We start from the raw sequence: 17887 nt of genomic DNA, 5'->3' as shown, positions 1-17887 counted from the left end.
CAGGAGACTTCCCATGCGTCGTGATACCTTTCTGAAATCTATGGCCGTTATGGCGGCTGCCGGTGCACTGCCTTTGACAGCCCGTGCTTCTGCTAACTTGAAGATGATGATCCCCGCGAACCCCGGTGGCGGGTGGGATGGCACCGGCCGCGCATTGGGCAAAGCCTTGATTGATGCCAAATTGGCTGACACTGTGCAGTACGACAACAAGGGAGGTGCCGCTGGCGTGATCGGCTTGGCGCAGTTCGTGAACTCTGCCAAAGGCGACCCGAACGCACTGATGGTGATGGGCGCAGTCATGTTGGGCGGCATCATTACTGGCAAGCCGGCTATCGCTTTGGACAAAGCGACCCCCATTGCCCGCCTGACCAGCGAATACAACGTTTTTGTGGTGCCTGCTGACTCTCCCTTCAAGACCATGAAGGACGTAGTCGCCCAAATGCAAAAAGACCCCGGCAGCGTGAAGTGGGGCGGCGGTTCCCGCGGATCCACAGAGCACATCTGTGCTTCCATGTTGGCTACCAAAGTCAACGTGGACCCTAAAAAAGTGAACTACGTCGCCTTCCGTGGCGGCGGTGAAGCCACCGCGGCCATTTTGGGTGGCAACGTATCGGTGGGCGGCAGCGGCTACAGCGAGTTTGCCGAATACATCTCTGCCGGCAAGATGCGCCCTATCGGCGTGACATCCGAGAAGCGCCTGCCAAGTATTGCCAATGTGCCGACCATGAAAGAGCAGGGCTATGACATCGTATTGGGTAACTGGCGTGGTGTGTACGGTGCCCCCGGAATCACCCCAGAGCAACGCGCTGCGTTGACCGACTTGATCGTCAAGGTCTCCAAGACCAAGGGTTGGTCCGAGGCTTTGGACAAGAACGGCTGGACACCTGCACTCTTGACTGGCAAAGCATTTGACGACTTTGTCGATGCCGACTTCGCCAGCCTGCGCGGCATCATGCACCTCTCCGGAATGCTGTGATGCAACAGGTCGTGAAAGCGCGGCAGGAAGCCGCTGTCGCCTTCGGGGTTCTGCTTCTGGGCCTCGGCCTGGGGGCAGGGGCGTGGATTATTCCTTCGGAAGCGGGTTACGCCGGTATCGGCCCTGACTTTCTTCCGTGGGTGGTATCTATTGCGCTGTGTTTGTGCGGCGGCTTCATGCTGTGGGAAGTCCGTAGGGGCGGCTTTCTCGACATGGAAGAAGACGAAGACGGCCAGCCCGCCTTCTGGCCCGGATTTATCTGGATGTCAGTCGGCTTGCTGGTCAACGCGGCCTTGATCACCACCATCGGTTTTATCTTCAGCTGCGCTATTTGTTTTGTGCTGGCAGCGCGGGGCGCTCGCCTGGCGCAGGGCCAGCCGGCCGGAGGGCGCAAGTCGTGGATCAATGATGCAGTGGTGGGCGTTTTGATCGCTGCGCCGGTGTACTGGATGTTTACCAAGTTTCTGGCCATCAGCTTGCCAGGTTTGACGCAAAGTGGATGGCTGTAATGGAAATCTGGAATCAACTCCTTCAAGGGTTCGCCACGGCAGGTACGCCGGTGAACCTGCTCTGGGCCTTCGTCGGCTGCGCCTTGGGCACGGCTGTCGGTGTGCTGCCAGGCATCGGCCCGGCCACTGCGGTGGCTATGTTGCTGCCCATCACCACCCAGGTCGAGGCCACGGCCTCAATGATCTTTTTCGCCGGTATTTATTACGGCGCCATGTATGGTGGCTCCACCACCTCCATTCTGTTGAACACCCCCGGAGAAACCTCCAGCATGGTGACTGCGATGGAGGGCAACAAGATGGCCAAGAGTGGTCGTGCGGGGGCCGCGCTGGCCACTGCTGCCATCGGCTCGTTTGTGGCCGGAAGTATCGCGACCGTGGTCGTGACCTTGTTTGCTCCCTTGGTCGCTGAATACGCCGTCAAGCTGGGCCCGCCTGAGTACTTCTGCCTGATGTTGCTGGCCTTCACGACAGTGAGCGCGGTCTTGGGTCAGAGCACCTTGCGGGGCTTGACCGCCTTGTTTCTGGGCTTGTCGATCGGTCTGATCGGTATGGACCAGATCACCGGGCAGGCGCGTTACACCGGCAATATGCCGGAACTGCTGGACGGCATCGAGATAGTGTTGGTCGCCGTGGGTCTGTTTGCGGTGGCCGAGGCCTTGCACTTCGTGCTGTTTGAAGGCAAGGTCAAAGAGAGCGAAAACAAGCTCAGTCGTGTGACCATGACGGCCAGAGACTGGAAGCGCTCGATTCCCGCTTGGCTCCGGGGGGCCGCAATTGGTGCACCGTTCGGTTGTATTCCTGCTGGTGGCACGGAGATACCGACTTTCTTGAGCTATGCAGCAGAAAAGAAGCTGGCCAAAGGCGACGACCTCGCTGAATTCGGCACCACCGGTGCGATTGAAGGGGTAGCCGGTCCCGAAGCCGCCAACAACGCTACGGTGACCACCGCGCTGATTCCCTTGCTCACACTGGGTATCCCGGTGTCCAACACCACGGCAGTGCTGTTAGGTGCTTTCCAGAACTACGGAATTCAACCCGGACCGCAGCTGTTCACCAGCTCCTCCGCGCTGGTCTGGGCCTTGATTGCGTCGCTGTTCATCGGTAACGTGATGCTGCTGGTCCTTAACCTGCCGATGGTGGGACTGTGGGTGAAGCTGCTCAAAGTTCCCAAGGCGCAGCTGTATGCCGGTATTCTGATTTTCGCCACGGTGGGTACCTACGGCATGCGCCAAAGCGCGTTTGACTTGGTGTTGCTGTATGTGGTGGGCGTACTCGGGCTGGTCATGCGGCGCTTCGGCTTCCCGACGGCGCCAGTGATCGTGGGCATGATTCTGGGGCCCTTGGCGGAAGCGCAGCTGCGCAACGCCATGTCCATTGGTGAGGGCAGTGCCATGATCTTCCTGCAGCGCCCGATGTCGGTGACTTTGCTGGCAGTGGTACTCAGCGTGCTGGTCCTGCCACGGGTATTGAAACATTTTCAGAAGAAGGCTGCCGTGCAGGCGACTTTGGCATAAAAGCAGCACCTAGCCCATATGAAATGTGCGCTGGGTGCTACTGAAAAGATAGCAAAGCTGTGGCGGGAGCCACAGCTTTTTTTACGTCTGCTGCCGGATAAGCCCACGGTGCGGCGATGCCAACGGCCGCACTGGTCCGTCCTTTTCAATGCGGTTGCGGGCAAAGGCGTCCGGCGGGAGTACTTCAGTGCGGCTAAGCTACGACCTTCTTGTTCTAGATAGCGATTGGGTGTGACTATGACGATGCGGGCACTTTGCCGGCTTCTGGCGTTCTGCGCGATGACGGTGCCTGCGATGGCCACCGAGGTGACGGTCGCGGTGGCGGCCAATTTCGGTATTCCGGCGCAAAAAATATCGGCCTTATTTTCGGCGGCCAGTGGCGTAAAGGTCCAACTCGTACCCGGCTCCACCGGTAAGCTGTATGCCCAGGTCAGGAACGGTGCGCCGTTTCATGTGTTTCTGTCCGCTGACGATGAAACCCCGAGCCGCATGGTCCGGGAAGGTCTTGCTCTAGCGGGCAGCCAAAGCACCTACGCCACCGGGCGACTGCTGCTCTGGAGCCCCCGCAGTGGGGTGGTGGATGGGCAAGGTGCTGTGCTGCGCTCAGATTTCAGGCACTTGGCCATTGCAGACCCCAAGCTGGCACCCTATGGCCAAGCAGCCATTGAAACGCTGGACGCCCTCGGCCTGCGCGCTGCGGTGCAAGGCCGGCTGGTGCAGGGTGAAAGCATGGGGCAGGCGTACCAGTTTGTGGCCAGTGGTAACGCTGACCTCGGTTTTGTAGCGCTCTCGCAAGTGATGGTGGGCGGCAAGATCAGCACGGGTTCTGCCTGGCTGGTACCTGCGAGTTGGCACACCGCACTCAAGCAGGATGCAGTGCTCCTGCAGGCCGGTAAAGATCTGCCGGCGGCGCAGGCATTTCTAAACTTTCTCCGCACCGAGCCGGCCCGGCAGGTGATGCGCTCCTATGGCTATGAAATCCAATAACTCCGGAGGCGCTGGTGGTGCCCATTTCCGCTGAAGACTGGGGTGCCATCGGGCTGACCGTGCAGTTGGCCACGGTAACTACCCTGGTGCTGTTGGTGCTGGCCACGCCTTTGGCCTGGTGGCTTGCGCGTACCCGTTCACGCTGGGCTGTGGTGGTGGGGGCCGTGGTGTCCTTGCCCCTCGTTTTGCCGCCCACCGTGTTGGGCTTTTATTTGTTGGTGAGCTTGGGGCCGCTTGGGTGGGGGGGGCAGTTCACCCAATGGTTAGGAATAGGCTTGTTGCCGTTTACGTTTGCCGGGCTGGTGGTCGGCTCGGTTGTGTATTCCCTGCCGTTTGCGGTGCAGCCTTTGCAAAATGCATTTGAAGCGCTCGGCACCCGCCCCTTGGAGGTCGCCGCCACGCTCAGGGCTTCCCCATGGGATACGTTCTGGCATGTAGTGCTACCCCTGTGTAAACCGGGCTTCATTAGCGCGGCCGTGTTGACGTTTGCGCACACCATCGGCGAGTTCGGCGTGGTGTTGATGCTGGGGGGCAATATTCCGGACAGCACGCGGGTGGTCTCTACCCAGATCTACGGCCATGTCGAGGCCCTGCAATACACCCAAGCCCATTGGCTGTCCGCCGGCATGGTGCTGTTTTCCATGGCCGTGCTGCTGGTTCTCGGCTGGTTCAACCCGCGCGGAAGCCGCCTTCGCTCATGAGCCATTCACCCCATCACGTGGCCTTGCGGGTGCAACGAGCGTCTTTTTCGCTGGCCGTGGACCTGGCGCTGCCGGCAGAAGGAATTTCTGTGATTTATGGGCCGTCCGGCTCCGGGAAAACCTCCTTGTTGCGCTGCCTCGCAGGTCTGGAGCGTGCGCAAGTCGCCCGGCTGGAGGTGTGTGGCCAGGTCTGGCAGGACGTCGCAGCCGGTGTGTTCGTCCCGACTTACCAGCGGCCTTTGGGCTATGTGTTTCAAGAGGCCAGCCTGTTCACCCACCTGAGTGTGGCTGGCAATATCGAGTTTGCGCGGCGGCGGGCCCATCCGCGCCGGGATGGCAGCCCTTTGATGACGCCGGACCTCGCCATCCGGATTCTCGGCTTGGGGCCCTTGCTGCACCGCCAAACCACCGACCTCTCCGGCGGAGAGCGGCAACGGGTAGCCATAGCGCGTGCGCTGGCAAGCAATCCCTCGATTTTGTTACTCGATGAACCCTTGGCGTCTTTGGATGACGCGCGCCGCCGCGAGGTGTTGCCCTGGCTGGAGCAGCTTCGCGCGGAATTGCGTATTCCCATGGTCTATGTGTCGCATGCCAGCGACGAAGTCATCCGGCTGGCCGATTTTCTCGTGGTGCTGGAACAAGGTGCTGTGCGGGCCGCGGGCCCGGTGGAGCAGGTGCTGGCCCAAACCGCGCCACTGATCCGTGTAGGCGGAGAGGTATCTTGTTTGATCCAGGGTCGGGTCCGGGCGTGTGATGAGCGCTGGCACTTGAGCGAGGTGGAGTTCGGCGGTGGTACTTTGTGGCTGGCTGATACGGGCTTGCAGCCGGGTCAAGCGGTCAGACTGCGTGTGCTCGCGCGTGATGTCAGCATCGCCACGGTACTGCCCTCGGGCACCAGCATTCAAAACGTGGTGGCGTGCTCGGTGATAGACATCCAGCCCGACGAACACCCGGCGCAAGCGCTGGTGCGGCTCGATGCCCGGGGTACCCTTTTGTGGGCGCGCTTAACCTTGCGCGCGGTGGCGCAATTGGGCCTGCAGCCGGGGCAGCAGGTGTGGGCCCAGGTGAAGGCCGTCGCCTTGGCGCGATAGGTCAAGGTAGTAGCAAATACTTGCAAATTTCACCCGTTCGGGTGATGACAAAACGCAGGTGCGCAGCCTACGCTCAGGGGTTGATTTTTCTGAGATTCTTCATGCCCGACGCACCTGTGCTCACCACTGAGCCGACCCACATCACGCTGCTGCACCAAGCCTGTGCGGCTTTGATGCGGGGAGACGTCGATTACAGCCAGACCCTGTCTAAAAGTGCGTTGCTGCACGCCCAGCGCCACGGGGATCCCGTCGGTCAAGCGCGGGCTCTTCTGTACCTTGCTCAGGGCGACCGGCAGATGTCACGCCTTCGCCGGGCCCGGGAGACCGCCGAGCGTGCAGTGCACATGTTTCAAATGCATGCCGATGCGGCAGGTGAGGCCGAAGCACTCGCGACCCTGGCCCATGTACTGAGTTGCATGGGTCATAGCGGCGATGGGGTGGAGGCGGCCTTGCTCGCGCTCAAACTCAGCCCCGCCGGGCAGCCCTTGGTTCAGTCGGGTGCTTACACGGCGCTGGGTATTGCCTATGCCTGCAGCCAGAGCTTTGACCAGGCTGGCGAGGCCCTGCGCAAATCTATCCGCACCCTGGAGTCGCAGGGCTTGTGGGCCGAATCGTGCTTGCCCCGCTACCACTTGCGCAGCGCGGAAATTCACCGCTGTTTCTTTGAGCGCTACTACCACGGTGCCATGACTTCTTTGGACCGGCTCAGTGCGGTAGCTACTACGGTTGCCGAAGCGACCGCCCAAGAGGGTAGCGTGCGCTCCATGCTGTGCCCCTACCGCAAAGTCAGGGCCTTGCTCGAGTTAACCCACGGTTTCGAGAGTTGCTGGCGCGGAGATACCGCTGACGCTGCCCGCCGCGCAGATACGGTGTGCGCCTCTATGGCCAAAGGCATGCAGCAGCCGGCTGTCATGCTGATGGAGGTCTGGCTACGCACCGAAATCGCTTGGGCGCAGGGCGACTTTATGGCCGCTGAGTCCCATGCGCAGCGGCTTCAACAAGCCAGTGTGCGAGCCGAAAACGAGCATATGGTGGCGACCGCCCATCTGCTGCTGGCGCAGATTTACGCCACCGGGAAGAAGGGTACCGAGGCGCAAGAGCAACTCCGTTTGCTCAAGATGCACGAAATGCACCTGCGCCAGGATGCCCTGCATAGCCGCGCGGAGCGCGTCGAAGGTCAGCTGCGTGCCCGTGCTGACCGGCAGAACACCCGTTCCCTGGAACATAAAGCACGCCAGCTGGAGCAGTTGGCGATGCAGGAGCCCTTGACCGGCCTGTACAACCGCCGTTACCTGGAGCGCAAGGTGTCGGCCGTGCTCCACGACGCGGCCGAACGGCGGCGTACCCCGGCCATGGCCTTTGTAGACATAGACCACTTCAAGCAGATCAACGACCGGTTTTCCCACCGGGTCGGGGACGAGGTGCTGCGGGCGCTGGCCCGGATTCTCAGCAGTTTTGTGCGCGAGGGAGATGTACCTGTGCGCCTGGGGGGCGATGAGTTCGTGGTCCTGTTTGCCCATGTGGATGCTGAGAGCGTGCCCTCGCTCGCTGAACGGATTCACCATGCGGTGAATGCGTTTGACTGGGAAGGCCTGCACCCCGGTTTGGAGGTGCGCGCCAGCGCAGGCTTGGCACTGGCGGAAGCGGGTGACAACCTGGCGAGTTGGCTGCACCGCTGCGATCTGCAAATGTATGTTGAGAAAGACTCCCGGCTGCAAGGTTTGGGGTGAGCCCTCGCCGGCCTGAAAGGTCTTAACTCTTGGCGGCCGCCATCAGCGCGGCAAAGCCCACAAACACACCGCCGGTCAAGCGGTTGAAAGCGCGCATGACCGTGGCGCGGCGCAAATAGGTGGCCAATTGCTTGCCACTGGCGGCGTACACAAAATACCAGGCCACTTCGACCACCGCAAACGTGCTCAGCAAAATCGCAAACTGCGGCAATTGGGCGGCTTGCGGGTTCAGAAACTGGGGGAAGAAAGCTGCTGCGAACAAAATCGCCTTCGGGTTGCTGGCGGCCACCAGCGCGCCTTGGCGGTACTGGCTCCAAAGGCCACTCGTGGCCGTAGCGGAAGTCGCGCTGGGGGCCGGCTCTTGGGGCGCGTCAGCGACCGGCGCGCGCCAGCACTGCACCCCCAGATACGCCAGATAGGCAGCACCTGCCAGTCGCAGGGCGTCAAAAACAGCAGGAAAGGCCTGCAGCAAGGCGCCAAGGCCTGCGGCGGACAAGCCCAGCATCAGCATCAGAGAGGTCATGCAGCCCGCCATATTCACGATGGCTGCGTGCATGCCATCGCGGGCGCTGGTGCTCATCACCAGCAACATGTTCGGGCCGGGGGTGCCGGACACCACGAAGGTCATCATGACAAACAGCCACCAGGTGTGAAGCGACATAAAGATCTCCGGGTTCAATAGTGGGGAGGCAGGTCGTCACGCAGATTGCGTGCAACACCGGACTCCGGCGTCTGTTGCTTGAGGTGGGTGACCTCGCGGATCAGTAGCTCAATCTGGGCCTGTTGGCGGATGATGACGCCGTCGAGCTGGTCCAGCGTGTCTTCCAGGTAGCTGGCCTTGATCTCCAGATCACTCAGGCGTTGGTCGTTGCGGTCGTTCGTTTCCATAGGGCTATTGGACACCATGCAGCACGCCGACCCGGGGACCGACACTGTCTTTACTCGTTATTTTTTGGCACCCAGCGCCAATGCGGCCGAACGGGAGGCTGCCAGAGCGTCTGCGTCCGGCGCTTGTCGGATCGGCCAGCCGCTCAGGTGGGTTTCGGTGAGCTGGCACAGAGCGGTGATCCACTCCGGGTCGTCGTTGAGGCACGGGATGTAATGGAACTCTTTGCCACCCTCATGTAGAAACGCTTCGCGCGCTTCCATGTTGATTTCTTCCAGCGTTTCTAGGCAGTCGCTGGTAAAGCCGGGGCAGATCACGTCTACGCGCTCCACGCCGGCCTTGCCCATCGCAATCAAGGTGGGCTCGGTGTAGGGCTCCAGCCATTTGGCGCGACCCAGCCGTGACTGGAAGGTGACCTGAAACTGGTCTTTGCGGAGCCCCAGAGCCTCGGACAGCAGACGGGCAGTCTTGAAGCACTCGCAGTGGTAGATGTCACCCAGATGCAAAGTCCGCTCGGGTACGCCATGAAAACTCATGACCAGCTTGTCAGGCCGGCCGTGTGCGCGCCAATAGCGCTCCACACTCGCGGCCAGTGCGGAGATGTAGCCGCCATGGTCGTGGTAATGGTTCACAAACCGCAATTCGGGAATGGAGCGGGTGGTGGCGGCCCAGGCATACACGGCATCAAACACACTGGCGGTGGTGGTCGCGCTGTATTGCGGGTAGGCGGGTACCACCAGCACACGGGTCACACCCTCGGCCTTCATGGCGCTGAGTTGCGAGGCAATGTTGGTGCTGCCGTAGCGCATGGCCCAGCGGACCTTGACGTGGTGGTTGCGTTGCCCTAGCCAGCCTTGGAGCAGCTTGGCTTGCTTTTCGGTCCAGACCTTGAGGGGTGAGCCTTCGGGGGTCCAGATGCTGGCGTATTTGGCGGCCGACTTGGCAGGCCGGAACCTCAGGATGATGCCGTGCAGGATCAAAAGCCACAGCAGCCGCGGAATTTCGACCACGCGGTGGTCGCTCAAAAACTCTGCGAGGTAGCGGCGCACCGCGGGTGTGGTGGGCTCATCCGGCGTGCCGAGGTTGCACAGCAACACGGCGGTGCGGGCGGCCTGGCCGTGGGTGTACGGGGGTTCAGCAGCGAAGGGGGAGGGAAGTGCCATGGGGAAAAAGGGTCCGTGAACAGGGGATATCAGAGGTCGGTGGAATCTGCACCGGAAGAGGGTTCGGCCAGCGTTTTAGGTTGCAGCACAAGGGTAGGGTGCTGGCCGGTGAGCAGCAAAAACATGGCAAAGACCGGTCCTTGCATGTTTCGGTCATCGGTCGGGCTTTCCAGCGCTTGCCAGGTCCGCGACTGCAGGCCGCCGCGGCTTCCGGTCTGCACGGCGAAGCCCAGCAGTTCGGCCGCTTGGGCCTGGTTCAGGCCGGCTGCAATGCGGGCTGCCTTGAGTTGTTCACCGGTGGGGATGGGCATATCGAGCGTCATAGCGGGCATAGGGGCTGGATAAAAAAGCAATAAGCCTGATGGTAGCTGCGCGGGTGCGCCGGTGCGGCACGCTTTGTGTGTACCCTCACACCTTTCTCTGTTGTTGAGGGCGGCTGCCATGCGGCCGCGAACTGCTCTATGCTGAATTTGAACTGCATTCGCGCCATTACCCTGGATCTGGACGACACCCTGTGGCCGGTGTGGCCGGCCATTCACCGGGCTGAAGACCTGTTGCACGCCTGGCTGCTCGCCCACGCGCCCCGGACAGCTCTGCTGTACGCCGACCCGCACCAGCGCCAGATATTGCGTGCCGACACCGAAGCCCAGTGGGCGGCCCATGCCCACGACCTGAGCGTGCTGCGCCGCGAGTCCATCCGGCTGGCCTTGCAACGCAGCGGGGAGCCAGCGGAACTGGCCGAGCCCGCCTTTGAGGTGTTTTTTGACGCCCGCATGCAGGTCGACCTGTTCGAGGATGCGATTGCGCTCTTGCAAGCTTTGTCGTCCAAATGGCCGGTGGTGGCGGTCAGCAACGGCAATGCGGATGTGCACCGCGTGGGGATCGGCCGCTATTTCGCGGCCAGCGTCAGCGCCCGGGATGCCGGTGTCGGCAAGCCCGACCCGCGGATTTTTGAGGCCGCCTGCGCGGCGGTTAACGTCCAACCGAGTGAGGTGCTGCACATCGGGGATGACGCCGCGCTCGATGTGCTGGGGGCGCTCGGGGTGGGCATGCAAACCGTGTGGGTGAACCGGGAGGAGCACCTGTGGACCTTCCCGCAACACCCCCATGCCACCGTGGCCAGCCTGAAGGAGCTGCAGGACCTGCTTAACGCGCCGGCCTGAGGGTGAGGGTGCTCTCGGTGCGGGCGGCCACGTCGGCCTCGTCGAGCCACATGCGCACGTACTCGCCTTTGACGTATTTCTCGGTCTGATCGGCATAGTGTTTGTCGGGCCAGACTCCGCTCTGCCCGAGGGGGTTAATGCCCACGGCCTTGCCCGCATCCGCGAAGTCGATAACGCGGCGGGTGGACGGTCCATAGGTCACCGCCCACGGCGCCGGTCCCCAGGGGCTGGAGAAATTGTTGGGCGTTTCACGCCCGCCGGGCACCGGAAACGGCCCCACATCAAAAATTTTGTCCAAGGGCTTTTGCCGGCCCAGCGGATGCCCTTGCGTCAGGGTGTGGGCCACGCCCCAGCGCCAGTCCAGCAGGCTGGTGCCGTAGAGGCCCTGCAAGTGCTTGAGCGTGTTGGACCACGCTATGCGCACCGTCTCAAAGTGGCTCTCTTTGGCCGGGGTGCTGACATCGTCCCACCACGGTGATAGGGGGTCTGCCACCAGCAGGGGCAAGGCGAAATCCAGCGCGCGGGATTTCGCCAAGTTCTCAAACTGAACCGGGCCCAGTTCGTCGGCAAAAGCGGCTTTGGACAGCTCATACATCATTTGCGTGAAGAGCGTGGCGGCAATGCTGTCCTCGGTGTAGGCACTGTCCCACTTGGTGAGGGGCTCCATGAATGCCTTTTCGTTAGGGTCGGTGACGACTGCCGCCATCACCGGAATCAAGTTGCGCAGGATGCGGGGGGCAAAGTTGTTGGCCACATCGAGCTGGAGCTTGCGGGTGTCCACGCTGGTCCATTTCACATCGGGCGCGTTCAGCAAGGCGTCCAGCCGCTGGGCCCGATCCGGCAGGTTGTAGTAGCCGGGGACCGGCACGCCGCTTTTGGGCTGGGGCTGGTGGTTGGCTGAGAGGATGTAGCCCCGGGCGGGGTTTTCCTCCTGCGGGTTGAAGCGGAAGGCATAAAACCCCGGTTTCTCGGCCTCGCCTTTGGCTGCGTCCAGAATAAACACAGGGTTGACACCCAGTGGGCGCTGCGGCAGTTGGGCCGCAGCCCACCAGCCGATGTCGCCCTCAGCATTCGCCCAGACCACGTTGAGCCCCGGTGCGTGAATCAGGGTGGCGGCGTCCCGGGCTTTGGCCAGCGTGTCCGCCCGGTTGAGCTCGTACAAGCCGCGCAAGGTGGTGTTTTCGGTGGCGTAAAAAGCCCACCACAGGGAAATGGGGCGCGTTCCCAGGCTGTCTTTGAACGCGTCATTGATCACCGGGCCCTGTGGGGTGCTGCGCAGCTGAATGCGCTGGGGTGCCGCCCCTTTGACTTGAATGAGTTCGGAGCGGGTGACCATGTCCACCCACTTTCCCTCGTGCCAGACTTGTTGCGGGTTCGCCGGGTTCAACTGCTCGGCGATCAGGTCCATGTCGTCGTTCTGGAACATGGTCATGCTCCAGCCGAAATCGTGGTTATGCCCCAGAAACGCCATAGGATTGAGGGCCTGGAAATGCCCGAATATCTCAAACCCCGGCGCACTCAGGTGCGCCTCGTACCATACCGCCGGTGCCGAGAAAGAGATGTGCGGGTCGCCCGCCAGCATCGGGCTACCCGAGGCGCTGCGCTTGCCCGATACAGCCCAGGCGTTGCTGCCTTCGATCAGCGGGATTCCGCCCAACTCGGTGGCTTGCAGACTGGCCGTGGCGATGCGCTGGAGGCTGTCCCAGTCGCTGGAGCCCATGCCGGCCAGTGGTGTCATGACGCCCTCGGGGTGCCAATCGATGTCAAAAGCGCGCAGGTAGTCGGCACCCAGTTTGTCGCGGATGAAGGTCATCAACGGATCGGTGCGGAGTGCGGTGGCAAAGCTGTACGCGAGGTAGCCGCCCACTGCGTAGGTGTCTTCAGCGGTGAAGGGTTGCTGGGAAATGCCCAGCACATCGAACTCCAGCGGGGCCCGGTGGCTGTCTTGCCACTGGTTCACCCCGTCCAGGTAGTTGAGCATGGCCTGGTTTTCAGGCGCTTTGCGGTCCATAGCAGCAACGACTTTCTTGGCGTACTCACGCAGGCCGAGGGTGCGGAACAGCTTGTCCACTTCCAGCAGCTTGGGGCCCAGCACTTCGGCCAATTCACCGTTGGCCAAGCGCCGCACCATCTCCATTTGAAATAAACGGTCCTGGGCATGGACATAGCCCAGGGCACGGTACAGGTCGGCCTCGTTGTCGGCGCTGATATGGGGAACCCCGCGCTCGTCGTAGCGCACCGTGACTTTGCCCTGGAGCCGCTGGAGCTCAATAACGCCGCTGCGCACAGGTTGCTTTTGGTAGAGGTACCAGCCGCCTACACCTCCAGCGGCCAGCAATACCAGGGCCAGCAGGCCGCCTATGAGTTTCAACATGAGTTTCAAGATCGTCTCCAAATACCGCGGTGATCAGTCTAGCGCGGCGCCTTGCTGTTTTCCCGCAATTTGTCTCCCGGGCGCCTGAGCTCAGTGCACGGCCTTGCCTAATTGCGCTGCCGCATCTGTGCCGCTGCGAACCGCACCTTCGAGGGTGGCTGGGTAGGGGCCTGCTACATAGTCGCCACAGGCCCACAGTCCGGGCGCAATTGCCAGCGGCGGGCGCTGCACTGCAGGCGTGCAGGCGAAGGTGGCGCGCTTTTCCACCACGGTTTGCACTGGCACCAGTTCCAGGCCCAGCTGGGTGCGGGCCTGGTTCAGCACCTGGTGCTCCAGGGCGCTTTTGTCGCCTTCACTGGCACTCACCACAAAAGCCAGCAGGCCGTGCTGGCCGTCCAGCCGGCCCCGGTCAAACACGAACTGGGCGGGGTGGGCCGCGTCGCTGCGCAAAGCCACCATGGGGCGGGGCAAAGCGGCAGTCGGGGCGTAGGCGTAGACCGTGGCGATGGCCTCAAACTGCAGGGCCGAGGCGGTGCCGGCCCATGCACGCAATGAGTTTGCTATGGTTTCAGGAGCGTCTTGCGAAGAACCTGTAAGGGCTGACGCCGCATTGGAGCATGAAGTGGCCCAAATCACTGCGTCAAAGGCTTCGCCATCGACGTGCCAGCGTGGCCCGTTGGGGCCACCGGTGTCGTCGACTTGCAAGGCTGCCACCCGTGCCCCAGTGCGCAGCTCTGCACCCCGGGCGTGCAGCCACTGGGCTGCCGTGGCCGGAAACAAGGTGGCCAGATCGGTGGTGGGCAACAGCAGGTTGGAACTGCCGCGGCCACCGAACAGCGAGTCGCGCAACACGGTCAAAAAGACCTGACCGCAGGCCCTCTCCGCCGGGGTGTTGAGGGCCGACACGCACAGGGGGTCAATCAGGCTGGCGATAACGGTGGGGCTGAGGCTGCGGCACAACGTCGCCACGCTGGTGCCCGGCACGCACCGGAAACCCGCGAGTTGCCAGCCCACCGAGGCGCGCAACAGGCTCCACCGGTCGCGCCCGTTCCAGCCTTGTGCTGTGGCCATGCCGGCCAGTGCGTCGAGCGGGCTGGGCCACGCAGGGAGGTACAGGCCCTCGCCATCGGGAAAACGCAAATCCAACGGCAAGCGCAACAGGTGGCTGGCCGGGTCTGCGCCTACGGTGCGCATGAGCTCTAGCGTGCGGGTGTAGGCGCCGATCAAAATGTGCTGGCCGTTGTCCAGCACTACCGGTCTGCCATCGGGTAAGGTGCTGTTGAGGGCTCTAGCCCGCCCCCCGACTGCGCGGGCTGCTTCAAAAACAATAGCGCGATGCCCGGCTTGCGTTGCGCGAACCGCCGCAGCCATGCCGGCCCAGCCGGCGCCGACGATGGCTACGCGCATGGGCCAGCGATAGCCGTAGCGCCGCGGGGCGTGGTGGCCGGGCTCCACCGCAGGGCCGCCTCGAGGTGAGAGCCGCACCCCCTTGGGGGGCAGCGACCCGCGAAGCGGTGGAGCGTGGGGGCCATGTTCACAGACGACCCAGCGCCTGCACCTTCCACGCCAACCAGAATTTGCGCAGCGGGGTGAGGCTGACGCGCTGGTGCAGCACCTGAAAGTTGTCGCGCTCAATTTCGGTGAGCAGGGCGCGGTAGATGCTGGCCATCATCAGCCCGGGCTTTTGGGCGCGGCGGTCTGCGGCGGGGAGCAGGGCCAGGGCTTCGTCGTACAAGCCTTGCGCGCGCTGGGCCTGAAAGCACATGAGCGCGACAAAGCGGTCGGAGTAGGTGCGCTTCAAAATCTCATGGGCCTTCACATCAAACTGCTGCAGCTCATTGACGGGCAGGTAGATGCGCCCGCGCATGGCGTCTTCGCCCACATCGCGCAAGATGTTGGTGAGCTGCAGGGCTTGGCCCAGCTTGTGGGCATAGGCGGTGGTTTGCGGGTCCGTCTGGCCGAAGATGCCGGCGGCCACCTCGCCCACCACGCCGGCCACCAGATGGCAGTAGCGCTGCAGGCCGGGGTAGTCGAGGTAACGGGTTTGCTCCAGGTCCATCTGGCAGCCGTCAATCACCGCCAGCAGGTGGCGGGCTTCGATGGTGTAGGTGCTGGCGTGCGGTATCAGCGCCTTCATCACCGGGTGGGTGGGGCTGCCCTTGAAGGATTGCTGCACCTCGTTGCGCCACCAGGCAAGCTTGGTGGCGGCCACTCCGGCGTCGACCATGTCGTCCACCACGTCATCGACCTCCCGGCAGAAGGCATAAAAGGCGGTAATGGCAGCCCGGCGCGGCGCGGGCAGGAAAAGAAAGGCGTAGTAAAAGCTGCTGCCGGAGGCGGCGGCTTTGTCCTGGACGTATTGCTCTGGAGTCATGGTGGGTATTGTCGTTGAGGCAGAGCTTTGGTTTTTGGACGCAGCGAGTGCCCTTCTCCGGCTCATAACGTGGCGCTGACAACAGGCGGGCAATGCGCTTTGCTTCGTGTCCCCCGCCCGCTGCGCGGGCTCCTCCTTGACCTACGCAAAACGCACAGCCCGCCCCTTGTCAGCATGGGCGTTCATAGGTGGCAGTCAGCAGCTGCAATATTGCCTTGCATTCACATCCACAAAGCCCGCCAGATCATCACCCCGTAGTCCCATACATACAGCTTGGGGCGGCGTTCCAGGGTGCGGTGGTCCATGGCGGCAATTTTGTCCAGAATCCGCAGGCCGCCTTGCACCACCAGGCGCAGCTCCCAGCCGGCGCGGCCCGGCAGGCGGTGCACGAGTTCAGCACCTCTTTGCATGTGAGCCCTCGCGGTGTCTGCGCAAGCAGCTATTAATTTGATAGTGGATGAAGTGTCTTTTTGGGTCAGCACATCGTCTTGGGTGACGTTGAAGCGCGCACATTCGTCTTGCGGCAGGTAGAAGCGGCCGCGCGGGATGTCGGTGCTCAGGTCTTGCCAGAAATTGATGAGTTGCAGCGCAGAGCAAATGTGGTCGCTCATGGCCAGCGACTCGGCGTCTTGCACGCCATAGAGGTGCAACAACAGGCGGCCCACCGGGTTGGCCGAGCGGCTGCAATAGTCCAGCAGCTCCGCATGGTTGCGGTAGCCAGTGGCGGCGCGGGTTTTTTCAATGTCTTGAACAAACGCGTCCAGAAGGGCGTGCAAGAGAGCGTCCGGCAGTCCATGGGCCTGGCGCTGGGTTCGCAAGGGGCCAAATACCTGCGGCCAGCGGGCGAGGGCGGCGGGCTCTGCTGCTAAACCGGAGCGAAACAGCGCGAGTTCGGCCAGGCGCTCTTCGGGGCTGGCGTTGCCTTCGTCGGCAATGTCATCGGCAGTGCGGGCAAAGTGGTAAATCGCCGCGATGGGTGCACGCAGGTGCGGGGGGCAGAGCACCGAGGCCACCGGAAAGTTCTCGTAGTGGGTGATAGGAACGGCGACATCGGGCGCGGCGGCGGTCGGGGCGGGCTGGGAAGGCATGGGCGGCATTGTGCCTGCCCGGCGCACTGGCGCCAGCGTCCGGCAACAGGGCTCCGGCTTGACAAAGATCAGTGCGGCGCTTAAATTACTAACCAACTGGTCATTAACTTCGTTTGCGGGGTTGGGGCCTACCTATTCAACTTCACGCCCTGTCACCATGTCCCCACACAAAATCCTGATTGCGACGCCGCTTCTGCTCAGCGTCGTGCTGCTGGCCGCCTGCTCCAAACCGGCACCGCCCGAGGAGCCCATCCGCGCCGTCAAGTTGATGACGGTGGGGGCGGGGAGCATGCAGTCCAGCCTGGAGTTTTCTGCCGATGTGCGGGCGCGCGTGGAATCCCGCCTCGGATTCCGGGTGGGCGGCAAGCTGGTGCGCCGGGCCGTGGAGCTGGGGCAAACCGTGAAGGCCGGGCAGGTGATTGCCCAGCTCGACCCCCAGGACTACAAGCTCGCAACCGAAGCTGCCCGCGCCCAGGTGGCTGCAGCGCAAACCAACCGCGACCTCGCCGCGGCCGACTACAAGCGCTACAAAGAGTTGCGCGATCAAAACTTCATCAGCGGGGCGGAGCTGGAGCGCCGGGATACCGCGCTCAAAGCGGCCCAGGCCCAGCTGGAGCAGGCGCAAGCCCAGCTCAACAGCCAAGGCAACCAGGCTGGCTACACCACCTTGGTGGCCGACGTGTCCGGTGTAGTGACTGCCGTGAGCGCCGAGGTCGGCCAGGTCGTTGCAGCCGGTACGCCGGTGGTGCAAATCGCCCAAGCCGGCCCGCGGGATGTGGTGTTTGCGGTGCCGGAAGACAAAGTGGCGGTCATCAAGCCGGGCTCCAAGGTGGATGTGCGGGTCTGGGCCAGCAAAACAACCTTGGAGGGGACCGTGCGTGAAGTGGCTGCAAGTGCCGACCCCGTGACGCGCACTTTCACGGTCAAGGTGGCGCTGGAGGCAAAAGACGTCTTGCCACTGGGCACCACGGTGTCGGTGGTGCCCAAAGCCTTGGACCGCGGCGCGGTGCAGGTCATTAAATTGCCGACGACCGCCTTGCTCAAGGCCGGTGCCGGTAGCAGTGTCTGGGTGCTCGACACCGCCAGCATGACCGTCAAGCAGCAGGCTGTGGTGGTGGCCACCGCGGACGGCAATGACGCGGTGATTACGCAGGGCCTCACGCCGGGCATGCAGGTGGTGGTGGCCGGTGTCCATGTGCTGTCGCCCGGGCAAAAAGTGAGTGTTTATAAGGAAAAAGGTGCACAAGCCCCCGTATCCTCTGCACCTTCCGCTATGGATTCCGTAGCGCCAGCCGCAGCCGCCAGTGCCCCTGCGGCCCAGTGAGACGAGC

General features: G+C 62.8%; 17 protein-coding genes. 9 read left to right on the top strand and 8 right to left on the bottom strand.

All coding sequences use genetic code 11. The features are described 5' to 3' along the window. Positions 1–13: 13 nt before the first annotated feature. The 7 genes from QZW03_RS01380 to QZW03_RS01350 all read left to right on the top strand — a co-directional run bounded on the left by QZW03_RS01380 (position 14) and on the right by QZW03_RS01350 (position 7508). Positions 14–976, top strand: a complete 963-nt coding sequence (locus QZW03_RS01380) for a tripartite tricarboxylate transporter substrate-binding protein (RefSeq protein ID WP_296507632.1) — start codon at positions 14–16, stop codon at positions 974–976. Next, on the top strand, positions 976–1485 hold the full coding sequence (locus QZW03_RS01375; protein WP_296507630.1) for a tripartite tricarboxylate transporter TctB family protein: 510 nt from the start codon (positions 976–978) through the stop codon (positions 1483–1485). Before QZW03_RS01380 ends, QZW03_RS01375 begins: the two co-directional genes overlap by 1 nt. Then, a complete protein-coding gene (locus QZW03_RS01370; protein ID WP_296507628.1) occupies positions 1485–2999 on the top strand; it encodes a tripartite tricarboxylate transporter permease in 1515 nt (504 codons plus the stop codon). Before QZW03_RS01375 ends, QZW03_RS01370 begins: the two co-directional genes overlap by 1 nt. Before the next feature lie 279 nt (positions 3000–3278). Then, positions 3279–3986 (top strand): molybdate ABC transporter substrate-binding protein, encoded by a 708-nt coding sequence (gene modA / locus QZW03_RS01365; RefSeq protein WP_296507626.1) that lies wholly within the window; start codon positions 3279–3281, stop codon positions 3984–3986. Between the two features lie 17 nt (positions 3987–4003). Then, the gene (gene modB / locus QZW03_RS01360) at positions 4004–4687 is read left to right on the top strand and encodes a molybdate ABC transporter permease subunit (RefSeq protein ID WP_296508295.1); all 684 of its coding nucleotides are present in this window, start codon (positions 4004–4006) and stop codon (positions 4685–4687) included. Further along, positions 4684–5778 carry a molybdenum ABC transporter ATP-binding protein gene (gene modC / locus QZW03_RS01355; protein WP_296507624.1) on the top strand — a complete coding sequence of 365 codons (1095 nt, stop codon included), beginning with the start codon at positions 4684–4686 and terminating at the stop codon, positions 5776–5778. Before modB ends, modC begins: the two co-directional genes overlap by 4 nt. 101 nt (positions 5779–5879) lie before the next feature. Beyond that, positions 5880–7508 (top strand): GGDEF domain-containing protein, encoded by a 1629-nt coding sequence (locus tag QZW03_RS01350; RefSeq protein WP_296507622.1) that lies wholly within the window; start codon positions 5880–5882, stop codon positions 7506–7508. Positions 7509–7530: 22 nt separating this feature from the next. On the opposite strand, the gene QZW03_RS01345 is transcribed toward QZW03_RS01350, so the two are convergent. The 4 genes from QZW03_RS01345 to QZW03_RS01330 are packed head-to-tail and all read right to left on the bottom strand — an operon-like array spanning position 7531 to position 9889. Further along, positions 7531–8169 (bottom strand): LysE family translocator, encoded by a 639-nt coding sequence (locus QZW03_RS01345; RefSeq protein ID WP_296507620.1) that lies wholly within the window; start codon positions 8167–8169, stop codon positions 7531–7533. A 14-nt stretch (positions 8170–8183) separates the two neighbouring features. Continuing rightward, positions 8184–8396: a SlyX family protein gene (locus QZW03_RS01340; RefSeq protein WP_296507619.1), complete on the bottom strand. Its 213-nt coding sequence runs from the start codon at positions 8394–8396 to the stop codon at positions 8184–8186. A gap of 57 nt (positions 8397–8453) precedes the next feature. Beyond that, a complete protein-coding gene (hemH, locus tag QZW03_RS01335) occupies positions 8454–9557 on the bottom strand; it encodes a ferrochelatase (protein ID WP_296507617.1) in 1104 nt (367 codons plus the stop codon). 29 nt (positions 9558–9586) lie between these two features. Beyond that, positions 9587–9889, bottom strand: coding sequence for a helix-turn-helix transcriptional regulator (locus QZW03_RS01330; protein WP_296507615.1), 303 nt, complete (start codon positions 9887–9889; stop codon positions 9587–9589). Between the two features lie 129 nt (positions 9890–10018). Between QZW03_RS01330 and QZW03_RS01325 the strand changes: the two genes are divergently transcribed. Beyond that, positions 10019–10720, top strand: coding sequence for an HAD family hydrolase (locus QZW03_RS01325; protein WP_296507613.1), 702 nt, complete (start codon positions 10019–10021; stop codon positions 10718–10720). Here QZW03_RS01325 and QZW03_RS01320 read toward each other — a convergent pair. The 4 genes from QZW03_RS01320 to hpnC all read right to left on the bottom strand — a co-directional run bounded on the left by QZW03_RS01320 (position 10704) and on the right by hpnC (position 16556). After that, a complete protein-coding gene (locus QZW03_RS01320; RefSeq protein ID WP_296508293.1) occupies positions 10704–13094 on the bottom strand; it encodes a penicillin acylase family protein in 2391 nt (796 codons plus the stop codon). The two genes, QZW03_RS01325 and QZW03_RS01320, sit on opposite strands and share 17 nt — an antisense overlap. A gap of 90 nt (positions 13095–13184) precedes the next feature. Then, complete coding sequence (gene hpnE, locus QZW03_RS01315; RefSeq protein ID WP_296507611.1) at positions 13185–14501, bottom strand: hydroxysqualene dehydroxylase HpnE; 1317 nt, start codon at positions 14499–14501, stop codon at positions 13185–13187. Positions 14502–14628: 127 nt separating this feature from the next. Beyond that, positions 14629–15468 carry a presqualene diphosphate synthase HpnD gene (gene hpnD, locus QZW03_RS01310; RefSeq protein WP_296507610.1) on the bottom strand — a complete coding sequence of 280 codons (840 nt, stop codon included), beginning with the start codon at positions 15466–15468 and terminating at the stop codon, positions 14629–14631. A gap of 221 nt (positions 15469–15689) precedes the next feature. Next, the gene (gene hpnC, locus QZW03_RS01305; protein ID WP_296507608.1) at positions 15690–16556 is read right to left on the bottom strand and encodes a squalene synthase HpnC; all 867 of its coding nucleotides are present in this window, start codon (positions 16554–16556) and stop codon (positions 15690–15692) included. A gap of 157 nt (positions 16557–16713) precedes the next feature. Between hpnC and QZW03_RS01300 the strand changes: the two genes are divergently transcribed. Beyond that, positions 16714–17880 (top strand): efflux RND transporter periplasmic adaptor subunit, encoded by a 1167-nt coding sequence (locus QZW03_RS01300; RefSeq protein WP_296507607.1) that lies wholly within the window; start codon positions 16714–16716, stop codon positions 17878–17880. The last annotated feature ends 7 nt before the right edge of the window (positions 17881–17887 follow it).

The sequence above is a fragment of the Rhodoferax sp. genome (assembly GCF_013297935.1).
In the GTDB taxonomy this organism is placed as follows: domain Bacteria; phylum Pseudomonadota; class Gammaproteobacteria; order Burkholderiales; family Burkholderiaceae_C; genus Allorhodoferax.
Note: the sequence above shows the minus strand (reverse complement) of the source record. Positions and strands in the feature narration are given on the sequence as shown.